26 protein-coding genes and 1 pseudogene are annotated in these 26,383 nt (G+C 74.2%); 16 read left to right on the top strand and 11 right to left on the bottom strand.

What is annotated here, in order from left to right:
* The first annotated feature begins 83 nt into the window (after positions 1 to 83).
* On the top strand, positions 84 to 1,037 hold the full coding sequence (gene add, locus ACFXOZ_RS15075) for an adenosine deaminase (RefSeq protein ID WP_380590542.1): 954 nt from the start codon (positions 84 to 86) through the stop codon (positions 1,035 to 1,037).
* A gap of 61 nt (positions 1,038 to 1,098) precedes the next feature.
* On the opposite strand, the gene ACFXOZ_RS15080 is transcribed toward add, so the two are convergent.
* Positions 1,099 to 2,283 (bottom strand): MFS transporter, encoded by a 1,185-nt coding sequence (locus ACFXOZ_RS15080; RefSeq protein WP_380590545.1) that lies wholly within the window; start codon positions 2,281 to 2,283, stop codon positions 1,099 to 1,101.
* 141 nt (positions 2,284 to 2,424) lie between these two features.
* On the opposite strand from ACFXOZ_RS15080, the gene ACFXOZ_RS15085 reads away from it, so the two are divergent.
* The 3 genes from ACFXOZ_RS15085 to ACFXOZ_RS15095 all read left to right on the top strand — a co-directional run bounded on the left by ACFXOZ_RS15085 (position 2,425) and on the right by ACFXOZ_RS15095 (position 4,308).
* Positions 2,425 to 2,775, top strand: a complete 351-nt coding sequence (locus ACFXOZ_RS15085; protein WP_380522827.1) for an ArsR/SmtB family transcription factor — start codon at positions 2,425 to 2,427, stop codon at positions 2,773 to 2,775.
* A gap of 72 nt (positions 2,776 to 2,847) precedes the next feature.
* Positions 2,848 to 3,420: an SMI1/KNR4 family protein gene (locus ACFXOZ_RS15090; protein ID WP_380522828.1), complete on the top strand. Its 573-nt coding sequence runs from the start codon at positions 2,848 to 2,850 to the stop codon at positions 3,418 to 3,420.
* A gap of 159 nt (positions 3,421 to 3,579) precedes the next feature.
* Entirely contained in the window at positions 3,580 to 4,308 is a 729-nt protein-coding gene (locus tag ACFXOZ_RS15095) for an HAD family hydrolase (RefSeq protein ID WP_380590548.1), read from the top strand.
* A 505-nt stretch (positions 4,309 to 4,813) separates the two neighbouring features.
* On the opposite strand, the gene ACFXOZ_RS15100 is transcribed toward ACFXOZ_RS15095, so the two are convergent.
* Positions 4,814 to 5,470, bottom strand: coding sequence for a GNAT family N-acetyltransferase (locus ACFXOZ_RS15100; protein ID WP_380590551.1), 657 nt, complete (start codon positions 5,468 to 5,470; stop codon positions 4,814 to 4,816).
* Between the two features lie 90 nt (positions 5,471 to 5,560).
* On the opposite strand from ACFXOZ_RS15100, the gene ACFXOZ_RS15105 reads away from it, so the two are divergent.
* The 3 genes from ACFXOZ_RS15105 to ACFXOZ_RS15115 all read left to right on the top strand — a co-directional run bounded on the left by ACFXOZ_RS15105 (position 5,561) and on the right by ACFXOZ_RS15115 (position 8,771).
* Positions 5,561 to 7,165 carry an AMP-binding protein gene (locus ACFXOZ_RS15105; protein ID WP_380590554.1) on the top strand — a complete coding sequence of 535 codons (1,605 nt, stop codon included), beginning with the start codon at positions 5,561 to 5,563 and terminating at the stop codon, positions 7,163 to 7,165.
* Positions 7,166 to 7,306: 141 nt separating this feature from the next.
* A complete protein-coding gene (locus tag ACFXOZ_RS15110; protein WP_380590557.1) occupies positions 7,307 to 7,990 on the top strand; it encodes a hypothetical protein in 684 nt (227 codons plus the stop codon).
* A gap of 253 nt (positions 7,991 to 8,243) precedes the next feature.
* Positions 8,244 to 8,771 (top strand): ferredoxin, encoded by a 528-nt coding sequence (locus ACFXOZ_RS15115; RefSeq protein ID WP_380590560.1) that lies wholly within the window; start codon positions 8,244 to 8,246, stop codon positions 8,769 to 8,771.
* Positions 8,772 to 9,282: 511 nt separating this feature from the next.
* Here ACFXOZ_RS15115 and ACFXOZ_RS15120 read toward each other — a convergent pair.
* Positions 9,283 to 9,795 (bottom strand): AAA family ATPase, encoded by a 513-nt coding sequence (locus ACFXOZ_RS15120; protein ID WP_380590687.1) that lies wholly within the window; start codon positions 9,793 to 9,795, stop codon positions 9,283 to 9,285.
* A 180-nt stretch (positions 9,796 to 9,975) separates the two neighbouring features.
* On the opposite strand from ACFXOZ_RS15120, the gene ACFXOZ_RS15125 reads away from it, so the two are divergent.
* Positions 9,976 to 10,368, top strand: coding sequence for a hypothetical protein (locus tag ACFXOZ_RS15125; RefSeq protein WP_375897391.1), 393 nt, complete (start codon positions 9,976 to 9,978; stop codon positions 10,366 to 10,368).
* Between the two features lie 18 nt (positions 10,369 to 10,386).
* Here ACFXOZ_RS15125 and ACFXOZ_RS15130 read toward each other — a convergent pair whose 3' ends face one another.
* The 3 genes and pseudogenes from ACFXOZ_RS15130 to ACFXOZ_RS15140 all read right to left on the bottom strand — a co-directional run.
* Positions 10,387 to 10,992, bottom strand: coding sequence for an AAA family ATPase (locus ACFXOZ_RS15130; RefSeq protein ID WP_380590563.1), 606 nt, complete (start codon positions 10,990 to 10,992; stop codon positions 10,387 to 10,389).
* A 236-nt stretch (positions 10,993 to 11,228) separates the two neighbouring features.
* Complete coding sequence (locus tag ACFXOZ_RS15135) at positions 11,229 to 11,765, bottom strand: DUF6328 family protein (RefSeq protein ID WP_375895341.1); 537 nt, start codon at positions 11,763 to 11,765, stop codon at positions 11,229 to 11,231.
* A 132-nt stretch (positions 11,766 to 11,897) separates the two neighbouring features.
* Positions 11,898 to 12,419 (bottom strand): annotated as a pseudogene (locus ACFXOZ_RS15140) (MarR family winged helix-turn-helix transcriptional regulator); the annotation flags it as partial.
* Between the two features lie 48 nt (positions 12,420 to 12,467).
* On the opposite strand from ACFXOZ_RS15140, the gene ACFXOZ_RS15145 reads away from it, so the two are divergent.
* The 4 genes from ACFXOZ_RS15145 to ACFXOZ_RS15160 all read left to right on the top strand — a co-directional run bounded on the left by ACFXOZ_RS15145 (position 12,468) and on the right by ACFXOZ_RS15160 (position 17,319).
* Positions 12,468 to 13,406 carry a DMT family transporter gene (locus ACFXOZ_RS15145; protein WP_380590566.1) on the top strand — a complete coding sequence of 313 codons (939 nt, stop codon included), beginning with the start codon at positions 12,468 to 12,470 and terminating at the stop codon, positions 13,404 to 13,406.
* 46 nt (positions 13,407 to 13,452) lie between these two features.
* Positions 13,453 to 13,983 carry a hemerythrin domain-containing protein gene (locus tag ACFXOZ_RS15150; protein WP_380590569.1) on the top strand — a complete coding sequence of 177 codons (531 nt, stop codon included), beginning with the start codon at positions 13,453 to 13,455 and terminating at the stop codon, positions 13,981 to 13,983.
* A 354-nt stretch (positions 13,984 to 14,337) separates the two neighbouring features.
* Positions 14,338 to 16,431 (top strand): elongation factor G, encoded by a 2,094-nt coding sequence (fusA, locus tag ACFXOZ_RS15155; RefSeq protein WP_380590572.1) that lies wholly within the window; start codon positions 14,338 to 14,340, stop codon positions 16,429 to 16,431.
* A gap of 96 nt (positions 16,432 to 16,527) precedes the next feature.
* Positions 16,528 to 17,319 (top strand): maleylpyruvate isomerase family mycothiol-dependent enzyme, encoded by a 792-nt coding sequence (locus ACFXOZ_RS15160; RefSeq protein ID WP_380590575.1) that lies wholly within the window; start codon positions 16,528 to 16,530, stop codon positions 17,317 to 17,319.
* A gap of 28 nt (positions 17,320 to 17,347) precedes the next feature.
* On the opposite strand, the gene ACFXOZ_RS15165 is transcribed toward ACFXOZ_RS15160, so the two are convergent.
* The 4 genes from ACFXOZ_RS15165 to ACFXOZ_RS15180 all read right to left on the bottom strand — a co-directional run bounded on the left by ACFXOZ_RS15165 (position 17,348) and on the right by ACFXOZ_RS15180 (position 21,085).
* The gene (locus ACFXOZ_RS15165; RefSeq protein ID WP_380590578.1) at positions 17,348 to 18,214 is read right to left on the bottom strand and encodes an NAD-dependent epimerase/dehydratase family protein; all 867 of its coding nucleotides are present in this window, start codon (positions 18,212 to 18,214) and stop codon (positions 17,348 to 17,350) included.
* Between the two features lie 123 nt (positions 18,215 to 18,337).
* The gene (locus ACFXOZ_RS15170; RefSeq protein WP_380590581.1) at positions 18,338 to 18,979 is read right to left on the bottom strand and encodes a hypothetical protein; all 642 of its coding nucleotides are present in this window, start codon (positions 18,977 to 18,979) and stop codon (positions 18,338 to 18,340) included.
* Between the two features lie 395 nt (positions 18,980 to 19,374).
* Positions 19,375 to 20,106: an SDR family NAD(P)-dependent oxidoreductase gene (locus tag ACFXOZ_RS15175; RefSeq protein WP_380590584.1), complete on the bottom strand. Its 732-nt coding sequence runs from the start codon at positions 20,104 to 20,106 to the stop codon at positions 19,375 to 19,377.
* 1 nt (position 20,107) lies between these two features.
* Positions 20,108 to 21,085: a GlxA family transcriptional regulator gene (locus tag ACFXOZ_RS15180; RefSeq protein WP_380522845.1), complete on the bottom strand. Its 978-nt coding sequence runs from the start codon at positions 21,083 to 21,085 to the stop codon at positions 20,108 to 20,110.
* A gap of 154 nt (positions 21,086 to 21,239) precedes the next feature.
* Here ACFXOZ_RS15180 and ACFXOZ_RS15185 point away from each other — a divergent pair, with 154 nt between their 5' ends.
* Positions 21,240 to 21,437: a hypothetical protein gene (locus tag ACFXOZ_RS15185; protein WP_375895363.1), complete on the top strand. Its 198-nt coding sequence runs from the start codon at positions 21,240 to 21,242 to the stop codon at positions 21,435 to 21,437.
* Here the strand turns inward: ACFXOZ_RS15185 and ACFXOZ_RS15190 are convergent.
* Positions 21,434 to 22,084 carry a class I SAM-dependent methyltransferase gene (locus ACFXOZ_RS15190; RefSeq protein ID WP_380590588.1) on the bottom strand — a complete coding sequence of 217 codons (651 nt, stop codon included), beginning with the start codon at positions 22,082 to 22,084 and terminating at the stop codon, positions 21,434 to 21,436. The two genes, ACFXOZ_RS15185 and ACFXOZ_RS15190, sit on opposite strands and share 4 nt — an antisense overlap.
* Positions 22,085 to 22,227: 143 nt before the next feature.
* Here ACFXOZ_RS15190 and ACFXOZ_RS15195 point away from each other — a divergent pair, with 143 nt between their 5' ends.
* The 3 genes from ACFXOZ_RS15195 to ACFXOZ_RS15205 all read left to right on the top strand — a co-directional run bounded on the left by ACFXOZ_RS15195 (position 22,228) and on the right by ACFXOZ_RS15205 (position 26,170).
* Positions 22,228 to 23,052 (top strand): helix-turn-helix transcriptional regulator, encoded by an 825-nt coding sequence (locus ACFXOZ_RS15195; RefSeq protein ID WP_380590690.1) that lies wholly within the window; start codon positions 22,228 to 22,230, stop codon positions 23,050 to 23,052.
* 255 nt (positions 23,053 to 23,307) lie between these two features.
* Positions 23,308 to 24,210 (top strand): neutral zinc metallopeptidase, encoded by a 903-nt coding sequence (locus ACFXOZ_RS15200; RefSeq protein ID WP_380522848.1) that lies wholly within the window; start codon positions 23,308 to 23,310, stop codon positions 24,208 to 24,210.
* Between the two features lie 322 nt (positions 24,211 to 24,532).
* Positions 24,533 to 26,170: an alkaline phosphatase D family protein gene (locus ACFXOZ_RS15205; RefSeq protein WP_380590591.1), complete on the top strand. Its 1,638-nt coding sequence runs from the start codon at positions 24,533 to 24,535 to the stop codon at positions 26,168 to 26,170.
* Positions 26,171 to 26,383: the final 213 nt, after the last annotated feature.

A 26,383-nucleotide genomic window follows, 5' to 3' on the forward strand; every position in this document is an offset into this window, starting at 1 on the left:
GGCCGGGACCGCGTCCGGGGCCGCCTCCGTACGCGGGCGGCCGCCGGGCGGCCGCCCGTCCGATCTGTGGAATGCTCCCGCACATGACGACGAAGAAGATCGAACTGCATGTGCACCTGGAGGGGTCGATCCAGCCGCGGACGCTGCTGGAGATCGCCCGGCGCAACCACGAGCCACTTCCCGTCGACACGGTCGAAGGCCTGGCCGAGCTCTACCGGTTCACCGATTTCCGTCACTTCATCGAGGTGTGGGTGATGACGACCAACTGCCTGCGCACCGCCGACGACTTCCGCCAGGTGGTCGTCGACTACGCACGGCAGGCGGCCGGCCAGGGCGCGGTCTACCTGGAGGGCATCTTCTCCCCCGCGGAGCGCGTGGAGGCGGACGGGATCGGCTGGGACGAGATCTTCGCGGGCTACTGCGAAGGCGCCGTCGAGGCCGAGGAGCGCTTCGGCGTGACCGTGCGGCTGACCCCGGACCTCTACCGCGGGTGCCCCGTGGACCTGGCCGAGGAGTGCGCACGGGTCGCGGTCCGCTACCGGGACCGCGGCGTGGTCGGCCTGGGCATCGGCGGCGACGAGCGGCGCGGTCCGCTCGCGCCCTACGGCAAGGCCGTACGGATCGCCCAGGACGGCGGACTCGCGTTCGTGCCGCACGCGGGGGAGACCGCCGGCCCGGAGTCGATCCGGGAGGCCCTCGACCTCGGCGCGGTCAGACTGCGCCACGGCATCCGGGCCGTGGAGGACCCGCAGCTGCTGGTCGAGATCGTCGACCGGAGCGTGGTGCTCGACGTGTGCCCGACCTCCAACGTACGGACCGGTGTCGTCCGCGACCTCTCCGAGCACCCGCTGCCGCGGCTGCGCGAAGCCGGCGCGCTGTGCTCGATCAACACCGACGACCCGGCCATGTTCGGCACCGACCTCAACCGTGAGCACGACGTGGCGGCCGGCCTCGGGCTCGACGCCTCCGCCGCCTACGCCGCCGGTCTGGCCGGCGCGCTCTGCGACGACGCCGTCCGCGCCCGCCTGCTTCCCTGACGGCGCGCCCGGCCGTCCGCCCGTCCGGGCCCGCGAGTGGTTCGGGGGCCGGTGCGGACGTTCAGGTGCGGGCGGGGGTGGGCGGCGTGGCGGTGGCCTCGGCGGAGGTGCGCTGGTCGCGGGTGGTGGCCGCGGCGGTGGCACAGGCCACGAGGGCGAGTACGGCCGCGGCCAGCGGGAACCAGCGGGTGCCCAGGACCGTGATGGCGGCTGATCCGGCGAGGCCTCCGGCGGCCGTGCCGAGGTAGAGGGCGCTGCTGTTGAGGGAGATCAGCAGGGGTGCGTTCGCGGGGTCGATCGAGGCCAGCCGGTGGGGCAGGGCGACGGAGACGGCCCATCCGGCCAGGGGGACGACGGCCGCGTACGCCAGCGCTCCGGGCATGCTGCGCCCCAGCCAGGGCAGGGCGGTGAAGGCGCAGGCGGCGACGGCGGAGCCGGTCAGCAGGACGGCCCGCACCCCGGCGCGGTCGACCAGGCGTCCGCCCAGCCAGCTGCCGGCGACCGAGAGCACGCCCGCGGTGAGCAGGATGAGGCTCAGCTTGTCGGCGTCGCCGCCGGTGGCGCCGTGCACGGCGGTGGCGAGGTAGATGTAGACGCTCTGGAAGGCGAGGAAGAAGGTGAGGGTGGTGGCGGCGGCGCCGAGGACGCGGCGTGAGGCGAGCGGGGCCAGCCGGGCGGCGAGGGTGGGGGCGGCGGTGGGAGCGGGCAGGTCGCGCAGCAGGAGCGCGAGTCCGGCGAGTGCGGCCAGGCCGAGGACGGTGACCAGCCACATGGTCAGGCGCCAGTCGGTGCGTCCCACCCAGGTGCCCAGTGGCACGCCCAGCGCGGTGGCCACCGTCATGCCGCCCAGCACGGTGGCCAGGGCCCGGCCGCGCCGCTCGGGGGCGACCAGGGTGGTGGCCACGGCGTTGGCGGTGGGGGTGTAGAGGGCGGCGCCGGCGGCGGCGAGCACCCGGGTGGCCAGCAGCAGGGGGTAGGTGGGGGCGAGGGCGCTGAGGGCGTTGGCGGCGCTGAACAGGGCGAGCGCGGTCAGCAGCAGGCGCCGGCGCGGCCAGCGGGCGGTGGCGGCGGCCAGTGGCGGGGCCAGCACGGCGTAGCCGAGAGCGAAGACGGTGACGAGCTGGCCGGCGGCGCCCACCGACACGTGCAGGTCGGCGGTGATGGGTCCGAGGATGCCGGCGACCACCATCGAGTCGGTGCCCATGGCGAAGGTGCCGAGGGCGAGCAGGAGCAGGCGTACGGGCACGGAGAGCCCCCCGGGTCAATTGTTGGACGAACATGCAACGGTTTGACGCTCGCCAAACAATCGGGGATTGGTGGATAATTGTCAAACCATTCCTGCTGTCGCCCGCGCCCGTGCGGGACCCCGAGGACCGGAGCCCCACCCATGACCGACGACGAGCGGCTGCCCCAGCCCCCCACCGCCGACATCGACCTCGTCACGGTCCTGCACGCCCTCGGCGACCCCGTGCGCATGCGCCTGCTGCTCAGCTACGCCGACGGCGCCGAACACTCCTGCGGCCCCCGCGACCTGGGCCTGGACCACCTCCACAAGTCGACCGTCTCCCACCACATGCGCGTCCTGCGCGAAGCCGGTGTCACCACCACCCGCGTCGCCGGCCGCAACCGCTTCGTCAGCCTTCGCCGCACCGACCTCGACGCCCGCTTCCCGGGGCTGCTCGACGCCCTCCTCGCCTCCGCCCCGCGGCCGACGGCGGTGGCGGCCGCCGACGCCTGAGGGCGCCCCGTCCCCGCGGTCGCCGGGCCACCCGGGAACAGACCGGTGCCGCCGTCGTGACAGCCTGGTCCGGTGGAGGACCTCATCGCTACCCAGACACCGCACCGCCGCCTGCTCGACCCTGACGAGGCGATCGCGGAACTCGAACGCGCCGTACCCGGCTTCGACGCACTGCGCCTCGCGGCGCCCGCGACCTTCGACTGGCCGGCCCTCGAGGCCGCGCTGGGCTCCCCGGTGCCCGCCGACTACCAGCGCCTCTGCGAGCTCTACCCCCCGTTCGTGCTCGGCGACTTCCTCTCCGTCCACCACCCGACGGCCGGCCGCGAGCGGGAGTGGCCGCAGTGGCTCCAGGACGATCTGGAGACTGTGGCGGAGTGGTGCGAGGACAGCGACCCCGTCATCCCGCTGCGCCCGTACCCGAGCCCGGGCGGCTTCCTCCCGTGGGGCGGTTCGAACCAGGGCGACGTGTTCCTGTGGAGCACCAGCCCGGCGGGCCCGCAGGAGTGGACGGTCACGGTCGCCTCGCGCAGCGGAGCCTGGTGGCACTACGGCGGCGGCCTGGTGCAGTTCCTGGCCGACCTGACCAGCGAAGCCGTCCAACCCTGGGGCCTGCCCAGGGTCAGGCCCCAATCCCGTCCGTGGTGACGACGGCGATCGGACGCCGCAACGTAGCCGCCCGGCGGGAGCGGTGGCCGATCACGCCCGCACCGCACCGGCCCGACAGCACCCTCGGCGCCTCAGCGCCCCCACCAGCCGCGTAAGGTGCAGGACGCACCGCGGACACACGGAAAAGGGGGACGGTCCATGCCGATCAGGGGCGTGCTCTTCGACATCGACGACACCTTGTTCGACTACACCCACTCGGAGGAGGCGGGCATCCTCGCCCACCTGCGCGACGTCGGCCTGCTGGAACGGTTCCCCAGCCCCCGGGCCGCCCTGGACCTGTGGCGCGCCGTCATGGAGCACAGCTACGCCCGCTACCTCGCCAGGGAACTCACCCTGCGCGGCCAGCAGTGCGAACGCACCCGCCTCTTCCTCGCCCACCTCGGCCAGGACGGCGCCGAACACCTCACCGACGACCAGGCCGCCGCCTGGTTCGCCGGCTACGCCGCCCACCGCGACGCCGCCTGGCGCGCCTTCCCCGACGCCGAACCCGCCCTGCGCCGCCTCGCCCCCCACTACCGCCTGGGAATCGTCTCCAACTCCGACACCGACCACCAGCGCCGCAAACTGCGCGCCATCGGCCTGCTGGAGCACGTCGGCGACGTCATCGTCTGCTCCGACCAGCACGGCGAGGCCAAACCCGCCCCCAGCATCTTCCACGCCGCCTGCACCGCCCTGGGCCTGCCCCCGCACGAAGTCGCCTACGTCGGCGACAACTACACCGTCGACGCCCAAGGCGCCCACGCCGCCGGCCTCCACGCCTTCTGGCTCGACCGCGCCGCCACCACCACCCCGGTCGCCGAAGGCATCCACGTGCTCCACGCCCTCCACCCCCTCGCCCCCGCCCTCGCCGCCCTCCCCACCCCCTGACCCCCGGCACCCCTCGGCCCGCACGGGCCCCGGGGGGTTCAGGATGCCGCGTCGGACCGGTGCGTGCGCCAGAGCGACCTGAGGGCTTCGAGCTCGGCGCGGGGGAAGTGTTCGCCCCACTTGCCGCGATATCCGCTCTCGCCGTACCTCGTGGCGACTTCGTCGAAGCAACGGATCACTGCTCGCGCCACGGCGTCGACGAACTGGGCACGTGTCTCGGCTGGCAGCCTTGCCGACACAGCCAGGGCGCTCGCTGACAATCCACACCGGGGATCAAGTTCAGAGAGCGTTGACAAGGGCCGCGCCCCATCGCGTTGTGGGGCTTCTCGGCGGTGGCCCCTGCACGAAAGGTCGGTGGCGTCGACTTCCTGTGCGGGGGAGTGCCGTTGACCTCGGCTGGCTTGGCGGCGGGTGTTCCCCCGTGGGGCCGGAGCGCGGGGGAAGTCGGCCGGGCCGACTTCTGGTGCGCGGGGTTTGCCGGCCCCGGGGGACGGCGGGCAGGGGGTCAGGAGGGTGGGGTGTCGGCGCCGAAGAGGGTGCGGCAGGTGGGGGTGAGGCCGGTGACAGTGACGGGGGCGGGCGGGCCCTGCCAGTGGTCGCGGGACAGGCGCAGGCGCTGGGACTCCACCACCCGGCCGTCGAGGACGTCGAGGGTGATGCCGTCGTCGCGGTAGCCGAGTTTGCGGGAGACCGCGAGGGAGGAGTGGTTGTCGGTGAAGGACACCGACGTCGCCGAGCGGGCGCCCAGCTCGGCGAACGCCAGGTGGAGCATCGCCGCGCGCATCTCGGTGCCCAGCCCACGGCCCTGGTGCTCCAGGCCCACCCATGAACCGGAGGCGATCTCGCGCCGCACCGCGAACTCCTGGGCCCGCATGTCCTGCACGCCCACCGGCCGCCCCTCGTGGAAGGCCACCAGGTCCAGCGCCCAGTGCTGCGCCGTCCAGCGCCCCATCCGCCGCCAGTGCATCTGCAGGACGTGCCGGGCTCGTTCGGCGGGCGCCAGCTCGCCCCACGGGGTGAGGAAGGGGCGCTGGCCGGGCGCGTGGACCCCGCGCGCGGCGAGGTCGGCGACCTCGGACAGCTCGTCCTCGCGGGGAAGGCGCAGCTCCAGGCGCGGCGTGGTGACGCGCAGGCCCTTCAACGGCCAGTGGTCGGTGATCATCGGCCCAGTGTGCCGGGAGCCGGCGCCGCCCGCACCCCGGTTTTCGCGCCCGCGCCGGGGCACGGCAGTGCCGGGGCTAGGGTGGGGGCCATGGTTGCCCCTTCCGCAGCACAAGCGGCCGACAGCGCACGGGAGTTCGTGAGCGCCCCCGCCCTGATCCTGCGCTCCCTCGCCTCGCACCCCGAACGGCTCGCCATCACCTCCGCCGACGGCGACGGGATCACCGCCGGCGACTTCGCCGCCACCGCCTACCGCCTCGCCCACGAGCTCCTGGCCCGCGGTGCCGGTCGCGGCAGCACCGTCACCCTGCTCACCGGCAACACCCCCGAGGCCCTCGCGGCCCGCTACGCGGCCGGTCTGGCCGGGGCCCGGGTGGTCAACCTGTACGACGGGATGAGCGCCCCCGTGCTGGCCGAGATCGTGGCCAGCGTGGACACCACCGTGCTCCTCGTCGACGCCGAACGGTACGCGGGCGCCGCCGAGTTGCTGCCGCTGATCGACGTCCCGACGGTCCTCACCCTCGGCCCCGGCCCCGACACCACCGGGGGCACCGGGGGCATCGGGAGCATCGGGGAGGACGCCATCGCCGCCAGCGCCGTCCACCTCGCCACCGACCCGGCCGTGGCCCTCGGCCCCGGCGACGACCTCGGCATCCGCCACACCGGCGGCACCACCGGCATCCCCAAGGGCATCCTCAGCCTCCACGGCCCCTACCGCAGTGCCTTCGACTTCCCCGCCTTCTCCGACGCCCGCCCCACCGACGAGAAGCCCCGGCTGCTCGCCGCCACCCCCCTCGCCCATCTCGCCGGCGTCCTCGCCGACCTGACCCTGCACCACGGCGGCTCCGTCGTCCTGCAGCGCGGCTTCGAGCCCGGCGAGGTCCTCGCCGCGATCGAGCGCGAGCGCATCACCGACCTGTTCGTCCTGCCCCCGCTGCTGTACCGGCTGCTCGACCACCCGGCCCTGGTCCGCACCGACCTGTCCGGCCTGCGCCGCCTCTCCTACGGCGGCTGCGCGGCCTCCCCGGCCCGCGTCCGCGAGGCCCTCAAGGCGTTCGGGCCCGTCCTGGTCAGCGGCTACGGCATGTCCGAGGCGCAGAACATCGCCGTCCTGGGCCCGCACGAGCACGACCGTACCGGCCTCGGCGGCCAGCTGTCGGTGGGCCGCCCCCTGCCGGGTGTCCAGGTGCAGATCCGGGCCGCCGACGGCACCGTGCTGCCCGCCGGCGAGCAGGGCGAGATCCACGTCCGCTCCGCCACCCTGATGGCCGGCTACTGGAAGCAGCCCGAACTCACCGCCAAGGTGCTGCGCGACGGCTGGCTGGACACCGGCGACATCGGCTACCTCGATGCCGACGGCTACCTCTACCTCGCCGACCGCCTCAAGGACCTGATCATCGTCGTCGGCGGCCACGTCTACCCCACCGAGGTCGAGGAACTCCTCCTCACCCACCCGGCCATCGCCCAGTGCGCCGTCTACGGCGTCCGCGACGACCAGCAGGCCGAACACGTCCACGTCGCCGTCGTCCCCGCCCCCGGCCAGCGGCCCGACCTGGAGGACGTCCGCGCCTTCGTCACCGCCAACAAGGGCCGCCTCTACGCCCCCGAAGCCCTCCACCTGGTCGACGCCATCCCGCTCACCTCCGTCGGCAAGCCCGACAAGAAGCGCCTGCGCCAGGACGCCGTATCCCGCTGACGCCCGCCCCGCTCGCCCGGCTGTCGGACGGTTCGCCTACAGTACGAGCCGTCCGGGCAGGCCGGGCAGGCCGGGCAGGCCGGGCAGTCGGGGCAGGCCGGGCAGTCGGGGCAGCGGATGCGGGATGACGAGGCGGGACACATGGCAGGAGCGGCGTTCGAGCGGCTGCGGGCGATCATGGGCGAGCCCGCCTACACCCCCGCACAGGTCCCCTGGGAACTCGCCCCCGCCGAACTCGGCGTCCAACTGCCCTCCGACTACCGGGCGTTCATCGATCTCTACGGGGCGGTGAACCTCAACGGCGAGTGGGGCCTCACCGCCCCGGTCCGCACCCGCCCCGACGGCACACCCAACGGCTTCGCCGACTGGCGCACCCGGAGCGACGGGGAGCTGCGCGAACTCGTCCACGGCGAGGACGAGTTCTGGGACCAGGACCACACCCCGGTCTTCCCCGACCCGGGAGGCCTGCTCTCCTGGGCCGTCAACAGCAACCACGCCCACTGCTGCTGGCTGACCACCGGCCCCGACCCGGACCGGTGGCCGGTGGCGGTCTTCGACTGCGGCGGCCTCGACGGCGCACTGGACGTCCACGAAGGCGGCTTCGCCCAGTTCGTCACCACCGTCCTCACCGGCGGTTACGCCCACCAGGACGAACTGCTGGTCACCCCCACCCCCGGGGGATGGCAGCCGCCACGCCCGCCGTGGACGCCCGGGTACGACTGGGACGGCACGAACTGGGGCGCGCGCTACGGCGTCGAGGGCTGGACGGCCGAACGGTGGAGCGACCGTACCGCCGCGCTCACCATGCCCTGGCGCCGGAGCTGATCCATCGTCAGAACGGGGTTGTCCGTGGCAGGATCGCCCGCCATGCGCGAGCACCCACCGGGCCGGCGCCACCGTCGTGGCCGCCTGCTTGCGCAGTGCCACCACCCTGGCCCGACGGCACACTGCGTCCGGCACTGGAGGAGCTGTTGGGTGCGGGCGTGGTGACAGCGGCGCTGCGGGAGCCGGGGCGAGGCAGTCCCCTTCCCATCGGCGGCCCGTCGTTTGGTTCGAACGAATGCCCTAGTCTCGGCGGATGACGCTCTACTTCGACCCGGTGGCCGTCCTCGGCAACGACCGCGATGCCTTTCGGGGCCGTTGGGAAGACCGACTGTGGCTCAACGTCCCCGGGCCCTTCTACGGCGGGGAGACTGACACCTGCTGGACGGGACGGCTCTCGGCGCCCGCCCACGTCCTCTACGGAGGCGAGTACCTCAGCGAGTACGTCTATCGCCAGCCCCGAACGCCTGCGGACACCGCGCTGCTGGTCGAGGCGGCAGGCAGCGACCCGTTCCTCGGGTACGGCTGTGACGGCGACTCCCGATGGACACCGGAAACGGTCCGGGAGTGGTGGCGTAACCGCGGCCAGGTCGTGCAATACCTGTCCGATCAGCGGAGCAAGTGGGATGAGAGCGATGCCCGGGCAGACCAGGGCATAGCCGCTGCCGTTCGCGACTTCGAGCGCTACATCGCCGGTGATCTGGCAACTGACCTGCGGATCTACCTCTACTGGCTGGAAGAGCGGCAGTCCCCCACCCCCGTTGACCGGTTGCCCGAGCTGTAGCGTCACGCGGCGAGTGCGTGGGCCCGCTGGGACCAAGCTGGATCCCGGTGGCGGTCGTCGGACGCCTCCAAGGCGGCGGGGAAGTAGTCGAGCAGGGCGTGCCGCAGCCGCTGCGTGATGCGGGTGCGTTCCCAGATCAGGGTCTTTTGCGCGCGTCACGACCTTGACTCCCTGGGCGTCGGCGCTGTCGCCGGAGATGAGGCCCACCTGCCGGCGGCTACCAGGCACCGATCCTGTCGGATGGAGCCTCGGTAGGTCATGTCGGGGAAGGTGGTACGGGTGCGTGTCGAGGCGGAAGTTCACGCACAGTGGTCTCGCGGAGGATGTGGAGGTCGCGGTCGAGCTGGACGCCAGTGCCGTGGTGCCGGTGTTGGTCGAGGGGGGTGTTCACCGCGCTCTCGTGAGCACGGCCGGTCCGGCCACCGGTTGCTCGGCGGCGCCTGCGCGGGAAGTCGGCGGGGCCGACTTCCGGTGCGCGGGCTGCCTGGGTTGGGGCTCCAGCGCCCGGCGCTCATGGGCGGGTGAAGGCGGTGATGTCCGGGAGTGGTGGGTGGTAGCCGTGGGTGGTGTCCACGTGCAGGTGGGGTACGGGCAGGGACAGTGGGGTGAAGTCGTCGATCAGGTTGCCCGGGCCGGTCGGGGCGGCGAGCAGGGCGTGATCGGCGTGGGCGGCGCGGTGGGCGCCGGTGGCCAGGCGTTCGGCGATGCGGCGCCGGGCCAGGGCGGGGGCCACCCGGCAGTGCACGATGCGCAGGTCGGTGCGGGTGGCGAGCGGGGCCAGGCCGGTGCGCCAGAGGCGGTCCTGGTAGGCGGCCTCGGCGACCACGCTGATCCCGGCGTCCACCAGTACGCCCAGGACGTCGAAGAACGCGTCGCGCACCGCCAGGTCGGGTTCGGGCGTACGGGTGCCCGCGTGCAGCAGGCCCTCCTTGAGCTCGTCGCGGACGACCGCCGGGCAGCCGACGGCCCGGGCCAGGGCGTGCGCCAGCGTCGTCTTGCCGCTGCCCGGCCCGCCGCTCACCACGATCAGCAACGCCTGCCTCCCGTCCAACCCGCTCGCCGGTCAAGCCCGTTGGGACTTCGTACCCGAAACCTCCGGCGCCCGGCGATCGTTGGGACCGGTGGACGGGCCGACGGACCGGCCCGACCCGCCCGGGCGGCGTCTCGACGGCGCGCGGGCCCGTACGAAACGGAGGGGACCATCATGACCCAGCCAGGGGACGCGGTGCGCGGCGGCAGCCCGGACTCGGCGGTCGACCGGGTGGCCGACTTCTACGGCGCCTACATCGACGCCGTCTCCGACGGCACCGACGACCTGTCGGACGGCCTGCGCGCCCACTACCTCACCGAGGACTTCCGTCAGCGCCTGGCGGCGTGGGAGGAGGCCAACCACGCCGACGGCGTGCTGCGCGCCCAGGACGTGCCCACGGCCTGGGAGGTGCGCTACCACGACTCGGGCGCCGGGCACCTGTTCACCACGGTCACGCTCACCTGGGGCACCGGCCCCGACGCCGGGCACACCCGGCTGGCGGTGCAGAGCGACCTGAGCACCAAGCTGATCTCGGACATCGAGGACGCCCCCGCCGGAGGCCAGTAGGGGGAGGCTGCCGCGGGTTCAGGCCAGGGCGGCGGTCAGGCGCGCGGGCAGGGTGTCGTAGGGGCGGCACTCGACCACCGGCAGGCCGGCGGCGCGGGCCCGGTCGGCGAGCCAGTGGGAGTAGCGGGCGCTGACGTCGGCGCGGGCGTCCTGGGGCCCGGCGTCGGGTTCGCGGTGGGCGTAGTTGGCGCCGATGCGCCGCGGGTCGCCCTCGTGGAGGAAGACGGCGCGCAGGCGCCGGCCGAGGGCGGCGGCCTCGGCGGCGGCCCGTACGGCGGCCGCGGGGGTGAGGTAGTCGCCCTCGACGACGGCCGGCACGTCCACGCTCAGGCGGTTGCGCACGACGCCGAGCAGTGCTTCGTCCAGGGCGTGGGCGGTGGCGATCTGCAGTTCCAGGACGCGGTCGGCGCCCAGTTCCCGCTCGGGGTCGCGGTAGGGGGCGAAGTGGTGCAGCGCGGGGTGGGTGGCGGGGGTGGTGGCGGCCTGCAGGGCGGCGACGACGTCGTCGAACTCGACCGTGAACGCGCCGTGCTCGGCGGCCAGGCGCTCGGCGGCGCGGCTCTTGCCGAGGCCGGAGGCGCCGCCGATCAGCAGGACGTCCCAGGGACGGTGGTCGGTGTGCATACCGTCACATTAGAGGAGGGCGGTAATCGTTTTCGGGTGCCGGTGGACTCTAGGGGAGTGGGGAAGGCGGGACGCCCGGTGAGCGGCGCCCCGCGGTCAGGCCCCCGGCGCCCGGAAGCCGGCCCACGGTCTGGTCCCGCTGCCGCCGCCCGCGTGCCCGTACTCGCTACGGGCACGCGGGCGACGGCCAACGGGTCCGGCGACCCGGGCGGGGGCGACGGGGCCGACGGGGCCCGTCAGGGCCGCTCGCGGGTGGCGGCGCGGCGCACCGCCCACGGCAGGGCGAACCAGAGGGTGGCGAAGATCAGCGCGATGACGGCGGTGATGGCGACGGCGGGCGCAGGGCCGAGGACGACGTCCAGCACCAGCAGCACGGCGCCGGTCAGGGCGCTGGCGAGCAGCAGCAGGCCGTACTGGGCGATGCGGGCGGAGACGTCGACGATGCGGGCCTTGCCGGGGTGGCGGTAGAGGCCGCGGTGCAGGGCGACGGGGGTGGCCAGGACGGCGGCGGCGACGACGGTCAGCAGCAGGGTGGTGACGTAGATGTCCTGCTGGGCGTCGGAGAGTTCGGAGAAGCGCGGGGTGAAGGCGACGCCGAGCAGGAACGCGAAGACGATCTGGACGCCGGTCTGCAGCACCCGTAGTTCCTGGAGCAGTTCGACCAGGCGTCGGTCGGCCCGTACGGCCGGGTTCTCCCAGCCCGGCGGCGGGGGTGAGGACTCGTCGGGGCGGCCGGGGTCGGGGTCGGGGCCGGGCGGGGGAGGGGTGCTCATGCGTCACATTGTGCGCGGCCGGCGCCCGTGGCCGGGACCGTCGTCAGGGCCGGGGTCGGGACCGGAGTCGGGGTCGGAGCCCGGGCCGGGGTCGGGAGCAGCCGGAAGGGTCGTGCCGGGCCCCGGCGTTCCGGGGGCGTCCAGGCGCCGGTGCCAGGCGGTGAGCAGGGCCTGGAGGGCGGCGGCCTCCTCGGGGGCGAGGTGGGCGAGCAGGCGGTGCTCGTTGCGCAGGTGGGCGGTGAACGCCTCGTCGATCAGGCGCACCCCGGCGTCGGTGAGGGCGACCACGCGCCCGCGCCGGTCGTCCTCGGCGGGGCGGCGGGTGACCAGGCCGGCGCGTTCCAGGCGGTCGATCCGCTTGGTCATCGCGCCCGTGGTGACCATGGTGTGGGCGGCGAGCTCCCCGGGGGCGCGCTCGTAGGGGGTGCCGGCGCGGCGCAGCGCGGCGAGCACGTCGAACTCGCCCTCGCTCAGCCCGTAGCGCTGGAAGACGAGGGTGAGTTCGGCGGTGAGGCGGTCGGCGAGGCGGTGCAGGCGCCCGATCACGGCCAGCGGGGAGACGTCGAGGTCGGGGCGTTCGCGGTGCCACTGGGCCTGGATGAGGGCGACGTGGTCGGCGTGATCGGTGTGATCAGCGTGGTCCGTGGGGTCCATGGGCCCATCCTACCTCCAGTAGCTTCCAAGGAAGCTATATTGTCTTCCATGGAAGCCAATGCCCGGTGGGTCCTGCTGACCGCCCTCGCCCCCCTCGCCTGGGGCACCAACTACTGGGTCACCCGTGCCTACCTGCCCGCCGACCAGCCCCTGTGGGGCGCCGCCCTGCGCGCCCTGCCCGCCGGACTGCTGCTGCTCGCCCTCGCCCGCCGTCGCCCCCGCGGTCCCTGGTGGTGGCGCAGCGCCGTGCTCGGCCTGCTCAACACCGCGGTCTTCTTCGTCCTGCTCTACCTCGCCTCCCAGTTGCTGCCCACCAGCACCGCCGCCACCGTCATGGCCGCCTCCCCGCTGGCCATGCTGCTCACCGCCCGGGTGCTGGCCGGCCAGCACCCGCACCGCGCCCACCTGGCCGGGGCGGTGATCGGCCTGGGCGGGGTGGCGCTCACCGTCCTCGGCGGCGACGGGATGCCCGACGGGAGGGGGCTGGCGGCCTCGGCGGGCGCGATGCTGGTCTCCTGCGTCGGCTACGTCCTGGCCGCCCGCTGGCGCGAGGGCGCCGACCCGCTGGCCGCCACCGCCTGGCAGCTGACGGCCGGCGGCCTGCTGCTGCTCCCTTCGGCCGTCCTCGCCGAGGGCGCCCCGCCGGCGCTCTCGGCTCGTACCCTGCTGGCCTTCGGCTACGTCACGCTGGTGGCCACCGCGCTGGCCTTCGCCTGCTGGTTCGCGGGCCTGCGGCACCTGCCGGCCGGCACCGTCGGCCTGCTCGGACTGCTCAACCCGCTGGCCGGGGTGCTGCTGGGCACCGCCCTGGACGGCGACGCACTGGGGCTGCGGCAGGGGGCGGGCCTGGTGCTGGTGGCCGCCGGGATCCTGCTCGGGCGCCCCCGCACCCGCGCGGCCGTGCCGGACACCGGTGCGTCCGCCGACCCCACGGCGCCGACGGCCTCGGCCTCGGGGCCGGGCTTGCGGCGGTGTCGTGGCACGTGATCGGATGGCGGGCAGCATCGCGTGCCGATGGCGGACCGCGCCAGGCATGGAGGTGCGGAACCGAAGGGACCGCCCGCTCGTGGCCTCCCCGTACTCGCGCGGCCGAACGGCCGCTCTCAGTCTCCAACTCTCCCAGGCGCACAACGAGTTGCGCCGCCGCTTGACCAACCTCCGCACGGGCCTGGGCCGCCGGACCCTGCCCGATGACTCCCTGGGCGCCCACTGCCTCGCCTTCTGCACAGCCCTGACGAACCATCACCAGGGCGAGGATCAGGGCCTGTTCGCCGCCCTGGTGCGCGAGCGGCCTGACCTCGCCCCCACCGTCGCCAAACTCGCCGAGGACCACGACCTCATCACCCACATCCTCGCCCGGGTCCGCGACCTCGCCGAACAGGCCGTACGGGCTGCGGACCTGGAGGCCGTCGGGCGCGAACTCGACGGCCTCGCCGCCATCATGGAGTCGCACTTCGCCTACGAGGAACGCGCCATCGGCGCCGCTCTGGACGCCGCCCTGGACACCGGAGTCGGCGGCCGCGAGGACTGGTCGGGGCCGGTCCTGCGCTTCCGCGCACCGTAAAACCCCTCGCCGACGCGAGTCCGCCCTCCCTAGACTCGCCCCGCAGCCGCGCCTCGAATGCGCGGCCGACCGTGACGACAGCAATCGGAGAGGGGGCGGGACGGCCATGCCGAAGCACAGCGCCGCCGCCCCCTCTCCCGCCTCGCGGTACGAGGTGATCCTGGTGTCCTCGCCCTTCCGGTGCCCGCTGCGCGGCCGGCACCGGAACAGTGCCGTCACCGTCTGAGAACGCCGCCCGTAGAAACTTGTCAAGGGCCCATTCTCGTCGATGATCTGACGGAGTGTCAGAACTCAGCGACAGCACTGTGCCAATCGCGCTTCCACCCGTAGCACCGCCTCGAAAGGCACCGGGCCATGCGCACCCACACCACCACCACTATCGGCACCGCCGCGATCGCCGCCGTCCGCAACCTCGGCATCCTCGCCCATGTCGACGCCGGCAAGACCACCCTCACCGAACGGATCCTCTACCTCACCGGTAGCACCCACAAGCGCGGCGAGGTCCACAACGGCACCACCGTCACCGACTTCGACCCCCAGGAACGCGACCGCGGCATCACGATCTTCGCCGCCGCCGTCAGCTGCGCCTGGGCCGGGCACCGGATCAACCTCATCGACACCCCCGGCCACGTCGACTTCGCCGACGAGGTCGAACGGAGCCTGCGCGTCCTGGACGGCGCCGTCGCCGTCTTCGACGCCGTCGCGGGCGTCGAGCCGCAGAGCGAATCCGTGTGGCGCCAGGCCGAACGCCACGGCGTGCCCCGGATCGCCTTCGTCAACAAGCTCGACCGCGCCGGAGCCGACCTCGACGCCGCCGTCGCCTCCATCCGCGAACGCCTGCACCCCCACCCGCTCGCCGTCCACCTGCCCATCGGCACCGAGGAGGCCTTCACCGGCCTCGTCGACCTCGTCCGCCTGCGCGCCCTCACCTGGGACGCGGACGGCACCCTGACGGAGGGCCCCGTCCCCGACCGCCTCGCGGCCGAGACCGCCGCCCGCCGCCGCACTCTGGAGGAAGCCGTGGCCGAACTCGACCCCCGGGCCCTGGAGGAGTTCTGCACCCACGCCACCCTCGGCACCGACACCCTCACCACCGCCCTGCGCGACCTCACCCGCACCGGCGAGGCCGTGGTCGTCCTGGCCGGCTCCGCCTACCGCAACCGCGGTGTCGAACCCCTCCTGGACGCCGCCCTCGCCTACCTGCCCTCACCCCTGGACACCCCGCCCGTGACCGCCGCCGACGGCTCCCAACAGCGCCACCCCGACCCGGGGCAGCCCGTCACCGCCCTCGCGTTCAAGGTCACCACCGCGCCCACCGGCCGCCTCACCTACCTGCGCCTGTACGCCGGCACCCTGCACAAGGGCGCCACCCTGCTCGACGCCGCCACCGGCCGCACCGAACGCATCGCCCGCATCCTGCGCGTCCAGGCCGACCACCACACCGAGACCGACCACGCCCTGGCCGGCGACATCGTCGCCGTCATCGGCCCCAAGCACACCCGCGTCGGCGCGACCCTGTGCGACCCCGACCACCCGATCCTCCTGGAGGCACCCGTGAGCGCCGAACCCGTCGTCACCGTCGCCGTCGAGGCCCGCCGCAGCGCCGACACCGACAAGCTCACCGCCGCCCTGGCCCGCCTCACCGACGAGGACCCCTCGCTGCGCCTGGCCACCGACCCCGAAACCGGCCAGCGCACCCTGTCCGGCCTGGGCGAACTGCACCTGGAGGTCGCCGTGGAGAAGGTACGCCGCGACGCCGGCGTCGAGGCCGTCGTCGGCCGCCCCCGCGTCGCGCTGCGCGAGGCGCTGGTCGAAGGCGTCACCGGCTTCACCCACCGGCACGCCAAACAGGACGGCGGGTCCGGCCAGTTCGCCCACATCGTCCTCGACCTGGCCCCCGCCGACGAGGCCTTCGCCTTCACCTCCACCGTCACCGGCGGGCGCGTCCCGCGCGAGTACGTCCAGGCCGTGGAGGCCGGCTGCCGCGACGCCCTCGCCGAGGGCCCGCTCGGCGGCCACCCGGTCACCGGCGTCGCGGTCACGCTCACCGACGGGCTCACCCACCCCAAGGACTCCTCCGAGCTCGCCTTCCGTACCGCCGCCCGCCAGGGCCTGCGCGAGGCGCTGCGCGCATCCCGGCTCCACCTGCTCGAACCCCTCGCGCAGGTGGGCGTCACCGTGCCCGAGGACGCGCTCGGCACCGTCCTGGGCGACCTCGCCGCCCGCCGCGCCACCGTTCAGGGCACCCGGCCCGGCCCGGGCGGCACCGCCCAGGTCGACGCCCTCGTACCGCTGGCCGAACTCTTCGGCTACGCGGGCCGGCTGCGCAGCCGTACCCAGGGGCGCGGCACCTTCACCACCCGGCCGGCCGGCTACGCCCCGGCGCCCGCGGCGGCTTCGGCGCCCGCGGCCCCCACGGTTCCCGCGGCCGGCCGGGCGGCCCGCTGAGGCGCGGCCCGGCCCTCCCCGTCCGGGGGAGGGCCGGGCCCTGCCTCCCGAGAAAACCGCTGGTCCGCCGTCGCCGTACGGTGGTAGAACTCCCGGGTGCACAAGAACCCGGACTTCCCCGACCTGCTGCGTCTGATCGACGACCGCTCCGCCGCCTTCCGCGCCGCGATCGCCGCCGCCCCCGACCTCGACGCCAAGGTCCCCAGCTGCCCCGAGTGGACGCTCCACGACCTGGCCCGGCACCTGGGCAGCGGAGACCGCTTCTGGGCCGCGATCGTCGCCGCCGGTCCCGCCGACGGGCCCCCCGCCGAGGCCGTCGCCGCTCGCGCCGCCATCGTCGCACCCCGCGAGCGCGAGGCCCTGACGGCCTGGCTGGCCGACTCCACCCAGCAGCTGCTGGACACCCTGCGCGCCGTCGGCGCCGAGGCCGACTGCTGGACGTGGTGGCCCGGCTCGCAGACCCCGCAGAGCGCCGGCGGCGTCGCCCGCCACCGGGTCCAGGAGAGCGCGGTGCACACCTACGACGCTCAACTCGCCAACGGAGCGGCCGAGATGCTGCCCGAGGAGGTCGCGCTCGACGGCGTCGAGGAGTTCCAGTTCACCTGCGTCGCCACCCCCGTCGCCTGGCCGCACACCCCCGCGGTCATCGACTACCACGCCACCGAGGGCCGCTCCTGGCGCCTGCACCTGGGCGCCGACGGCGTCCAGGTCGAGCGCCTGACCGACCATCCGACCGGGGCCGCCGCCACGCCCGCGGATGTCTCCGCCCGTGGCATTGCCTCCGAGCTGGTCCTCTTCTGCTACGGCCGCCTCTCGCTGGACGCCATGAACATCGACGGCGACCGTCAGGTCTTCCAGCAGCTCATCGACTGGGACCCGAGCGCCTGATCGCCGGTCGGCCCGGGGTGGGCGGTGGTCACAGTGTCCCGGCCTGTGCCGCCGCCCACGCCGACGGGAACAGCGGACGCCAGCCCAGGTCCCGGCGGGCGGCCGCGGTCGACACCTGCCCCTCCCACGGGTCGAACCCCGCTTCCGGCGCCGAAGTGCCGGGGTGGGTGCGGCCGTTGAGGACGTGCAGGTCCCAGGCGGTCAGCGGCGCGTCGTCCGACACGTTGTAGGTGCGGCCCTCGATCCCCGGGGTCACCACCGCCCGCCACAGCGCCTGCGCCACGTCCGCGTGGTGCACCACCGCCAGCCGCTGGTGGGCCGGCCAGGACGCGGCCCAGTGCAGCGACTGCGCCAGGTGCGGATCGCCCTCCCCGTACACGAACGCCAACCGGGCCACCACCAGCGGCAGTTCGTCCGCCAGCTCGCGCAGTCCCGCCTCGGCCTGCGCCTTGGACTGCGCGTACACCCCCCACGCCGGATCGGGCGCCAACCGGTCCTCCTCCACGGCCGGGCGGCCCAGCCCCCGCCCGTACACCAGGTTGGTGCTGGTGTGCACGAACCTCGCCACCCCGGCCTTCGCGGCCTCCCGGCCCAGCGCGATCGCCGCGTCCCGGTTCACCGCCCACGCCTGCTCGTCCGGCACCCCGCGCAGCGCCGCCGCCACGTTCAGCACCACGTCGACGTCCGCCAACGCCCGCGCCCGGTCGGCGGGTTCGCACACGTCCCCGACCACCGTCTCCACCCCGTCCAGCTCCAGCCCCACCGCCTGCGCCTTGGCCGCGTCCCGCACCAGCACCCGCACCGAGCCACCCTCGGCCCCGGCCCACCGCGCCAGGCGCGGCACCAGACGCTGCCCCACCGAACCGGTCGCCCCCGTCACCAGGATCTTCGTCATGCTTGCTTCCCCTCACAGGAGTTGTGCTCTCCGACGTGCACCAGCTTGCCCGCCCCGCCCGGCCGCCGACAGAGACCCGCTGATCCAGGGATTCCCGATCCCTGGTTGGGACCGCCGGTCCTGTTACCGCTCCTTGTCGCCTGTGCGGCCCGGGCCGCTGCGTGCCGCGCGGGTACGGCCCGCGAGGTGGACGGCGAGGGCGGTCAGCAGCGCCGCCGCCGACGCGTACACCGGCAGCCACAGCGTCGTCGTCGAGGCCAGGCAGTCGTTCACGGCGACCCGGCCCTGGGTGCGCTGCGCGGAGGCCAGCGCGTCGGCCCCCTGGTCGGCGAGCGCGCCGAGGGCGGCCCGCGCGTTCAGCGCCGCGTAGTCGCCCAGGCGCGCGCACTCGGCGCGGGTGCCCGGCATCGGCAGCAGCCAGGCCCAGCGCTGCATCGCCGGGGCCAGGACGAGGGCCGCGCACAGGCCGACGACCAGCGAGTAGGCCGCCAGCGACCGCAGGCGACCGCCGCCGAACCCCGCACCGGGCGTACCGGGCGTACCGTGCGCACGGGTTGAGCGCAGTGGCGGGTCGGCGAAGGCGAAGACCACGGCGAGCAGGGTCAGCCCGAGGTAGGTGGAGAACCACTGCCAGGACCCCGAGGCGAGCGCGGCCGCCAGCACCCCGGCCAGCGCCGTGCCCAGCACCCCGGCCTGCCCGCCGCCCGGCCGGCTCCCGCCGGGGTCCGGGCGGCCCGGGAGGTGGGGGAGGCTGCGCTCGTCCATGGGGTTTCTCCTGCCTGGCGTCCGGGCCCACCAGTGTCCGGCCGCACCCCGGCACCGGCTCCGCCGCCCCGCCGCCGCGCGCGGCCCCCTCGCCCGGTCGGCGGCGGTTCTGGCCGACTCGGTCAAGGCGACTGGCAACGCTCCGCGCGGTGGGCGGGGGCGGCTCTCGCCGATGCGCAGGGTCTCGTCCTGGGCCGGCGAACGTCTGATCGCGAGGTGCCCGGTCCGTCGGTCGGGCTCTCTCGAACGACCTGTGCCGGGCTCGCCCGCCAGCTCCGGCCGTGACGGCCGGGCGGGGTGTCAGGGGTGCATGGCGCGTTCCTGCGGGGTCCACGTGCGGCGTCCCGTTGTCATTCTGGTGAGTGGGGGGTACCCCCCTGGGTGTCGGGTTCGGGTCAGAGTCCGCCCGCTACTCGGAGGATCGCCCCGGTCGTGTACGAGGCGTCCTGTGACAGCAGCCAGGAGACCGCCGCGGCGATCTCCTCCGGCTGGCCGGCGCGGCCGAGGGGGATGTTGGCGGCGGCTTTGGCGGGGCGTTGGGGGTCCTGGTGGAAGTCGGTCCAGATGGTGCCGGGGGCGACGGCGTTGACGCGGATGCGCTGTCCGGCGACTTCTTTCGACAGTCCGACGGTCATGGCGTCGACGGCGGCCTTGGAGGCGGCGTAGTGGACGTACTGTCCGGGGCTGCCGAGGGTGGCCGCGGCGGAGGAGATGTTGACGATCGCTCCGCCGCCCGTAGGTGCCATGTCCTGGACGGCGCGGCGGGCGCACAGCAGGTATCCGAGGATGTTGATGTCCAGGGCGCGGCGGATCCCGGCCGGGTCGGCTTCGGCCAGTGGTCCGTTGGGGCCGCTGGTCCCGGCGTTGTTGACCAGGGCGGTGAGGGGGCCGAGCTGTGCGGCCCGGTCGAAGAGGTGCTCGACGTCCGCCTCCTCGGCGGTGTCGGCCCGTACGGTCAGGCAGGTGCGGCCGCGGTCACGGACCTGCGCCGCTACGGCCTCGGCGGCGGCGCCGTCCGTGTGGTAGCCGAGGACGACGTCGTGGCCCTCGCCTGCGAGGCGCCGGCAGATCGCCGCGCCGATGCCGCGGCTTCCGCCGGTGACCACGGTGACGAGCTGTGTCTTCATGTCAGTTCTCCGGGAGTGCGTGGGTGGTCGAGTGGCCGAAGCGTTCGCGGTAGTGGTCGGGGGCGATGCCGAGGTGGCGGTGGAAGGTGCGGCGCATGGTCTCGGCGGTGCCGAAGCCCAGGCGGCGGGCGAGTGCGGCGACCGGTTCGTCGGTCTCGGTGAGGGCCCGTCGGGCCGCTTCCATCCGTACGCGTTCGACGTAGGCGGCCGGTCCCGTGCCGACTTCCGCGGCGAAGCGCCGCTGCAGGTGGCGGGGGCTGAGGCCGGCCCGGGCGGCCAGCTCCGCGAGGCCGTGCCGCCCGCCGGGGTCGTCCTGGACGGCCCGTACGGCTGTGCGTACGGGCCCGCTGGTCGGCTGCGCCGACCACAGGGGGACGCTGAACTGTGACTGGTTGCCGGGTCGGCGCAGGTACAGCACCATCTCGCGGGCTGCCGCGAGGGCGAGCTCCGGCCCGTGGTCGTCCTCCACGAGGGCGAGTGCGAGGTCCATGCCGGCGCTGACGCCGGCGGAGGTCCACACCGGCCCGTCCCGGATGAAGATCGGGTCGCAGTCCACGGTCAGTTCGGGGTGCTCCTGGGCGAGTTGGCGCTCGCGGGCCCAGTGGGTGGTGACCCGCCGTCCGGCGAGGAAGCCGGTGGCGGCCAGGAGCAGCGCACCGCTGCACACCGAGGCGACCCGGCGGGCGCCGGACGCGGCCGCGGTGATCCAGGCGACCAGGGCGGGGTCGTGGCGCGCGTCGTTGACGCCGGGGCCGCCGATCACGACCAGGGTGTCCAGTCCTTCGGGGGCGAGGTCCGCGATCCCGTGGGTGGCGTGCATCGTCAGCCCGCTGGAGGAGCGGACCGCACCGGCGCGGGGGGCCACCACCGGGCAGTCGTAGCCGCCGACCGCCTCCTGTGCGTAATGGAACACCGCATGGGGGCCGACCAGGTCGACCGACTGGAATCCCTCGAACACCACGAACACCACCTGACGCATGCCTGCCAGGCTGTCCGAGCGGCGTCGACGGCGTCAACGACGAGCACCCCACGGATCGCGCCACGCCCCGCGCGGCGCGCCCCGGGTGCTGTGCGCCGTACCCGGGGGCGGCCCGCGCCCGTCCGGCGGATCATGCCGTCGTAGGCTGGCCGGCATGCACAGCACGCTGACGGAGCACGCCCGCTGCCTCTTCGGAGACGAATACCGGCCCACGCCGCAGTGCGCGACGCAGCATGCGGAGTCCTTCTTCGTCGAGGAGCTGACCTTCGCGGACGCGGATGCGATTCTCGCCATGCTGAGGGAGCTGTGTCCGCACCTGGTCGACGGGCTCCTGCCGGAGACGAGCCACTAGACGGCGCGCAGCAGGAGCCGGCCGTGGCGGAAGCGCTCGCCCTCGCCGGGCTCACGCAGCAGGCGGGCGTTCTCGGTGAGGCCGGCTTCGCGGGCGAGGTGGGCGAGGTGGTCGACGGGCCAGCGGTAGGCGGTGGTGACCTTGTGGTCGAAGGGGGTGACGGGATCGCCCTCGGACTCGAAGAACCCGAGCAGCGCGTACCCGCCCGGGGCCAGCACGCGGCGGAACTCGGCCAGGTAGGAGGGGAGTTGCTCGGGTGGGGTGTGGATCAGCGAGTACCAGGACACGACCCCGTCCAGCTCTCCGTCGCCCACCGCCAGGGCATCCATCGATCCCGTCCGGAAGCGCAGCCGCGGGTACCGCCGACGGGCGATGGCGATCAGTGCGGGGGAGAGGTCGATGCCGGAGGCGTCCAGGCCGTGCTCGGCCAGCGCGGCCGTGAGGTAGCCGGGCCCGCAGCCCAGGTCCGCGACCTGGCCGGACCCGGACTCGCGCACCAGGTCGGCGAAGGCGGTGACGAGGGAGCGGTCCAGCGGCAGGTGGGCCAGGCCGTCCCTCACGAAGTCGGCGTAGCGCTCCGCCAGCGCGTCGTAGGCGTCGGCGGTCGTGCGCAGGTACGAGGAGGAGGGTGACGAGGATCCGGACACGGGCCACGACTCTAGACCACCCGAGGCCCGGCCGGCCCTGGAGCCCGACCGGCCCTGGAGCCCGGCCGGCCCTGGAGCCCGCCCAGCCCCGGACCGGTGGGCCCTGGCTACCGGCCCCGGAGCGCGCCATGCTGGGCACCATGATCGACCGTGAGGCCCTCGCCGACTTCCTCAGCCGCGCCCGTGCCCGTCTGACGCCCGCCGACCTCGGCCTGCCGCCCGGTGCCCGGCGCCGTACGCCCGGGCTGCGCCGGGAGGAGGTGGCGCAGCTGGCCGGACTGTCGGTGGACTACTACGCGCGACTGGAGCAGCGCCGCGGCCCGCAGCCCTCCCCGCAGTTGCTGGCGGCCCTGGCGCGGGCGCTGCGTCTGAGTGAGGACGAGCGCGACCACCTGTTCCACCTGGCCGGCCACGAGCCGCCGCGCCGCCACGGCGCCCACGCGCACGTGCGGCCCGGACTGCTGCTGATCCTGGACCGCCTGCACGACGTGCCCGCACAGGTGGTCTCGGACGTGGGGGACGTGCTGGCGCAGAACGCGATGGCGGCGGCGGTGTTCGGGGACGCCGGTGGTTCCGGCCGGCGCAACCTGCTGCTGCGCTGGTTCGCCGACCCGGCGAGCCGGGCGCTCTTCCCGCCGGAGGACCACGAGGCCCTGGCCCGCGCCCACGTGGCGGGCCTGCGCGCGGCGCACGCGTCCCGCCCGGGTGATCCGCGGGTGGCCGGACTGCTCGCCGAACTCCTGGCGACGGGACCGGAGTTCGCTGCCCACTGGGGGCGCCATGAGGTGGCGCGCAGGCGCAGTGGGGCCAAACGGGTGTGCCATCCGGTGGTGGGGGAACTGGTGCTGGAGTGCGAGGTGCTGGCCGCGGGCGGGGAGGACCAGTTGCTGCTGGTGCACACGGCCGCGGTGGGCAGCGAGAGCGCCTCGCGGCTGGAGCTGCTGCGGGTGGTCGGTGCCGGGGTGTGACGCCCGGGCGGGCGTGCGGACCGTGCGCCCGCCCGCAGGGTCGGCCGGAGCGTCGGTCCGGTGCGGGCGGGTGTGACCTCGCTCGCGTGCTGCGCCGGCTGCCGCGTGTCCGGCCCGGCGCCCCGTAGGCTGAGCGGGCCGGGGACGGAACAGAACGTCACCAACGCGACACGCCGACACGTCGACACACCGACACCTCGGCACACCGGCACACCGGCACACCGATGGATCGACAGAAGCGGGCAGGCAGGGGCGATGCAGTTCGATGACGAGGGCGACCTCGACACCTCGCAGGTGGACGACCGGCGGGGCATTCCGGGTGGGAAGGTCGCCCTCGGCGGCGGAGCGGTGGGCCTGATCGCGGTGCTGTTCGCGGTCATCCTGGGGGTCGATCCGCAGTTGCTGGGCCTGTCCGACGGCGGTGGCAGCGGCTCCTCCACCACCGGGGCGCGGACGGACAGCGAGGTGCGCGAGTCCTGCAAGAAGGGTGTGGACGCGAACAAGCGTCAGGACTGCCGGATCACGGCGGTGACCAACAGCCTGCAGGAGTTCTGGGGGGCGGAGTTGCCGGCCCGTACGAAGGTGGCGTACAAGCCCGCCCAGACGGTGCTGTTCACCAACCGGGTCTCCACCGCCTGCGGTCCGGCGACGTCGGCGGTGGGTCCGTTCTACTGTCCAGGTGACCGGATGGCGTACTTCGACCTGGGGTTCTTCGACGAGCTGTCCAGCCGCTTCGGCGCCAAGGGCGGCCCGTTCGCGGAGTCGTACGTGGTGGCGCACGAGTACGGGCACCACCTGCAGAACCTGCTCGGCACCATGCAGAAGGTCGGCAACGACCGGCAGGGCGCGGACAGCGCCTCGGTACGCCTGGAACTGCAGGCCGACTGCTACGCGGGGGTGTGGGCGCACCACGCGACCACGACCCCGCAGGCCTCCACGGGGCGTCCGTTGATCTCGGTGCTGACGGATCAGGACATCGCCCAGGGCCTGGACGCGGCGGCGGCGGTGGGTGACGACCGGATCCAGAAGCAGGCCACCGGGAGGATCAATCCGGAGGCGTGGACGCACGGTTCCTCCGCGCAGCGCAAGGCGTGGTTCACGACCGGCTACCGCGGCGGCGACATGACTCAGTGCGACACCTTCTCCGGCAGGATCTGACTGTCCGGAAGGATCCGGCGCGGCCCGCCCGTTTGACCGATCCCCAGGACACCCGCTTGACCAACCCCTTGCACGCCCGGGCCGGAAACGGCCCGGGCGTGCACCGTTCCCGCACGATGGTCCGTCCCGTGTCCTGCGAAAGGAGGCTCATCGCCCGGATTCCTCCAGGTATCACGGCATCTGTCGGACCTTCACCAATCTCCCATCGGATGATCACCCCGCCGCCCGGGTCCGGACCTCCAGCGTACGGAGCGGTCCACTCCAATTCCTTCGCACACCCCCCGGAGTCGAACTGCCCCCAGCAGCGAAAGGCCGCCCCGCCATGCCCCGTCCCGCCGAACGCCCCTCGCCCGACCGCCTGCTGCGCGAGGCCGCCGCGCGCCTGGACCGGCGCCGCTTCCTGACCGTCACCTCGGCCGCCGCCACGCTCGCCTTCACCGTCAACCTGCCCTCCGCCCACGCCGACACCCCCGAGTTCGCGCCGCGCCTGATCACCGACGACCCGTTCACCCTCGGCGTGGCCTCCGGCGACCCGCTGCCCGACGCCGTCGTGCTGTGGACCCGCCTCGCTCCGCGCCCCCTGGAACCCGGCGGCGGCCTGCCCCCGGCCGGATCCGTCCGGGTCGGCTGGGAGATCGCCCGCGACGAGCGCTTCCGCCGCGTCGAGCGACGCGGCTCCGTCCGCGCCCACGCCGAGTTCAACTACGCCGTCCACGTCGACGTCGACGGCCTCGACGCGGCCCGCGGCTACTTCTACCGCTTCACCGTCGGCGCCTGGGCCAGCCCCGTCGGCCGCACCCGCACCGCCCCCGCCCGCACCCGCCGCCCGGAGCGCACCCGCTTCGCCGTCGTCTCCTGCCAGGCTTACGAGGACGGCTACTTCACCGCCTACCGCCACCTCGCCGACGAGGACCTCGACGCCGTCTTCCACGTCGGCGACTACGTCTACGAGTACGCCATCGACGCGGCCGGCGGCGACCGCAAGTACACCGACCGCGTCCTGCCCGCCGCCCTCGACCACGAGACCGTCACCCTGGAGGACTACCGGCTGCGCTACAGCCTCTACAAGAACGACCCCGACCTCCAGGCCGCCCACTCCGCCCACCCCTGGTACGTCACCTGGGACGACCACGAGGTCGAGAACAACTACGCCGCCGGCATCCCCGAGAAGAACCAGGACCCGGCCCCCTTCGTCGCCCGCCGTGCCGCCGCCTACCGCGCCTACTGGGAGAACCAGCCGCTGCGCCTGCCCCAGCCTCGCGGCACCGACCTCACCCTCTACCGGCGGGTCCACTGCGGGCAGCTCGCGCAGTTCGACATCCTCGACACCCGCCAGTACCGCGACGACCAGGCCAACGGCGACGGCTGGCAGTACCCGACACCCGAGTCCCAGGACCCGCGCCGCACCCTGATGGGCGCCACCCAGGAGCGTTGGTTCGCCGAGGGGCTGCGGCGTTCCCGGGCGACCTGGAACGTGGTGCCCCAGCAGGTGGTGTTCTCCCGCCGCAAGAACACCACCGCCGAGCGCTCGAAGCTGTCGATGGACGCCTGGGACGGCTACCCGGCGGCGCGCGAGCGCTTCCTCAAGGCCGTCGACGAGGCCGGTACGAAGAACCTGCTGCTGCTCACCGGAGACGTCCACGTCGCCTACGCGATGGACGTCAAGCGGGACTTCGACGACCCGGGCTCCCGGACGGTCGGCGTGGAGATCGTCGGCACCTCCGTCAGCAGCGACGGCGACGGCGAGGAGAAGCCCTCCAACTGGGCCACGCTGACGGCCGCCAACCCCCACATGAAGTTCTACGACGGCCGCCGCGGCTACACCACCCTGACGTTGGACCGCCACCGGGCCCGCGCCGACTACCGCACCGTCTCCCACATCACCCGCCCCGGCGGAACGGTCTCCACGGCCGCGTCCTTCGTGACCGAGGCCGGCAACCCGGGCCTCCACCCGGCCTGAGGCCGGCCGACGACGAAGCCCCGCCGCCCCGGCTTCCGGGGCGGCGGGGCGGAAGGCTGCCGTAGGTTCAGACCTCGCCGAACTCCCATCAACCCTGCCTCCGAACCCGACGTCACCTTCGTTCAGGGCGTGCCGGTCGGCGAGGATCCGACCGCCCCTGAGGAGTAACGGTCACTCCCCGCCGTCCCGGGGTTTCGGGGTGGCGGGGAGCGG

This window comes from Kitasatospora sp. NPDC059160, assembly GCF_042755465.1.
GTDB lineage: Bacteria > Actinomycetota > Actinomycetes > Streptomycetales > Streptomycetaceae > Kitasatospora.

What these genes read in the sequence shown, in the direction of transcription:
- ACFXOZ_RS15100 (WP_380590551.1), bottom strand. Translation starts at nt 5,470, where the DNA reads ATGATCACCGACCACTGGCCGTTGAAGGGCCTGCGCGTCACCACGCCG.
- ACFXOZ_RS15085 (WP_380522827.1), top strand. Translation starts at nt 2,425, where the DNA reads ATGACCGACGACGAGCGGCTGCCCCAGCCCCCCACCGCCGACATCGAC.
- ACFXOZ_RS15130 (WP_380590563.1), bottom strand. Translation starts at nt 10,992, where the DNA reads ATGCACACCGACCACCGTCCCTGGGACGTCCTGCTGATCGGCGGCGCC.
- ACFXOZ_RS15205 (WP_380590591.1), top strand. Translation starts at nt 24,533, where the DNA reads ATGCCCCGTCCCGCCGAACGCCCCTCGCCCGACCGCCTGCTGCGCGAG.
- ACFXOZ_RS15150 (WP_380590569.1), top strand. Translation starts at nt 13,453, where the DNA reads ATGGAGGTGCGGAACCGAAGGGACCGCCCGCTCGTGGCCTCCCCGTAC.
- ACFXOZ_RS15145 (WP_380590566.1), top strand. Translation starts at nt 12,468, where the DNA reads ATGGAAGCCAATGCCCGGTGGGTCCTGCTGACCGCCCTCGCCCCCCTC.
- ACFXOZ_RS15165 (WP_380590578.1), bottom strand. Translation starts at nt 18,214, where the DNA reads ATGACGAAGATCCTGGTGACGGGGGCGACCGGTTCGGTGGGGCAGCGT.
- ACFXOZ_RS15110 (WP_380590557.1), top strand. Translation starts at nt 7,307, where the DNA reads ATGGCAGGAGCGGCGTTCGAGCGGCTGCGGGCGATCATGGGCGAGCCC.
- ACFXOZ_RS15180 (WP_380522845.1), bottom strand. Translation starts at nt 21,085, where the DNA reads ATGCGTCAGGTGGTGTTCGTGGTGTTCGAGGGATTCCAGTCGGTCGAC.
- ACFXOZ_RS15115 (WP_380590560.1), top strand. Translation starts at nt 8,244, where the DNA reads ATGACGCTCTACTTCGACCCGGTGGCCGTCCTCGGCAACGACCGCGAT.
- ACFXOZ_RS15175 (WP_380590584.1), bottom strand. Translation starts at nt 20,106, where the DNA reads ATGAAGACACAGCTCGTCACCGTGGTCACCGGCGGAAGCCGCGGCATC.
- fusA (WP_380590572.1), top strand. Translation starts at nt 14,338, where the DNA reads ATGCGCACCCACACCACCACCACTATCGGCACCGCCGCGATCGCCGCC.
- ACFXOZ_RS15135 (WP_375895341.1), bottom strand. Translation starts at nt 11,765, where the DNA reads ATGAGCACCCCTCCCCCGCCCGGCCCCGACCCCGACCCCGGCCGCCCC.
- ACFXOZ_RS15095 (WP_380590548.1), top strand. Translation starts at nt 3,580, where the DNA reads ATGCCGATCAGGGGCGTGCTCTTCGACATCGACGACACCTTGTTCGAC.
- ACFXOZ_RS15200 (WP_380522848.1), top strand. Translation starts at nt 23,308, where the DNA reads ATGCAGTTCGATGACGAGGGCGACCTCGACACCTCGCAGGTGGACGAC.
- ACFXOZ_RS15170 (WP_380590581.1), bottom strand. Translation starts at nt 18,979, where the DNA reads ATGGACGAGCGCAGCCTCCCCCACCTCCCGGGCCGCCCGGACCCCGGC.
- ACFXOZ_RS15185 (WP_375895363.1), top strand. Translation starts at nt 21,240, where the DNA reads ATGCACAGCACGCTGACGGAGCACGCCCGCTGCCTCTTCGGAGACGAA.
- ACFXOZ_RS15105 (WP_380590554.1), top strand. Translation starts at nt 5,561, where the DNA reads ATGGTTGCCCCTTCCGCAGCACAAGCGGCCGACAGCGCACGGGAGTTC.
- ACFXOZ_RS15125 (WP_375897391.1), top strand. Translation starts at nt 9,976, where the DNA reads ATGACCCAGCCAGGGGACGCGGTGCGCGGCGGCAGCCCGGACTCGGCG.
- add (WP_380590542.1), top strand. Translation starts at nt 84, where the DNA reads ATGACGACGAAGAAGATCGAACTGCATGTGCACCTGGAGGGGTCGATC.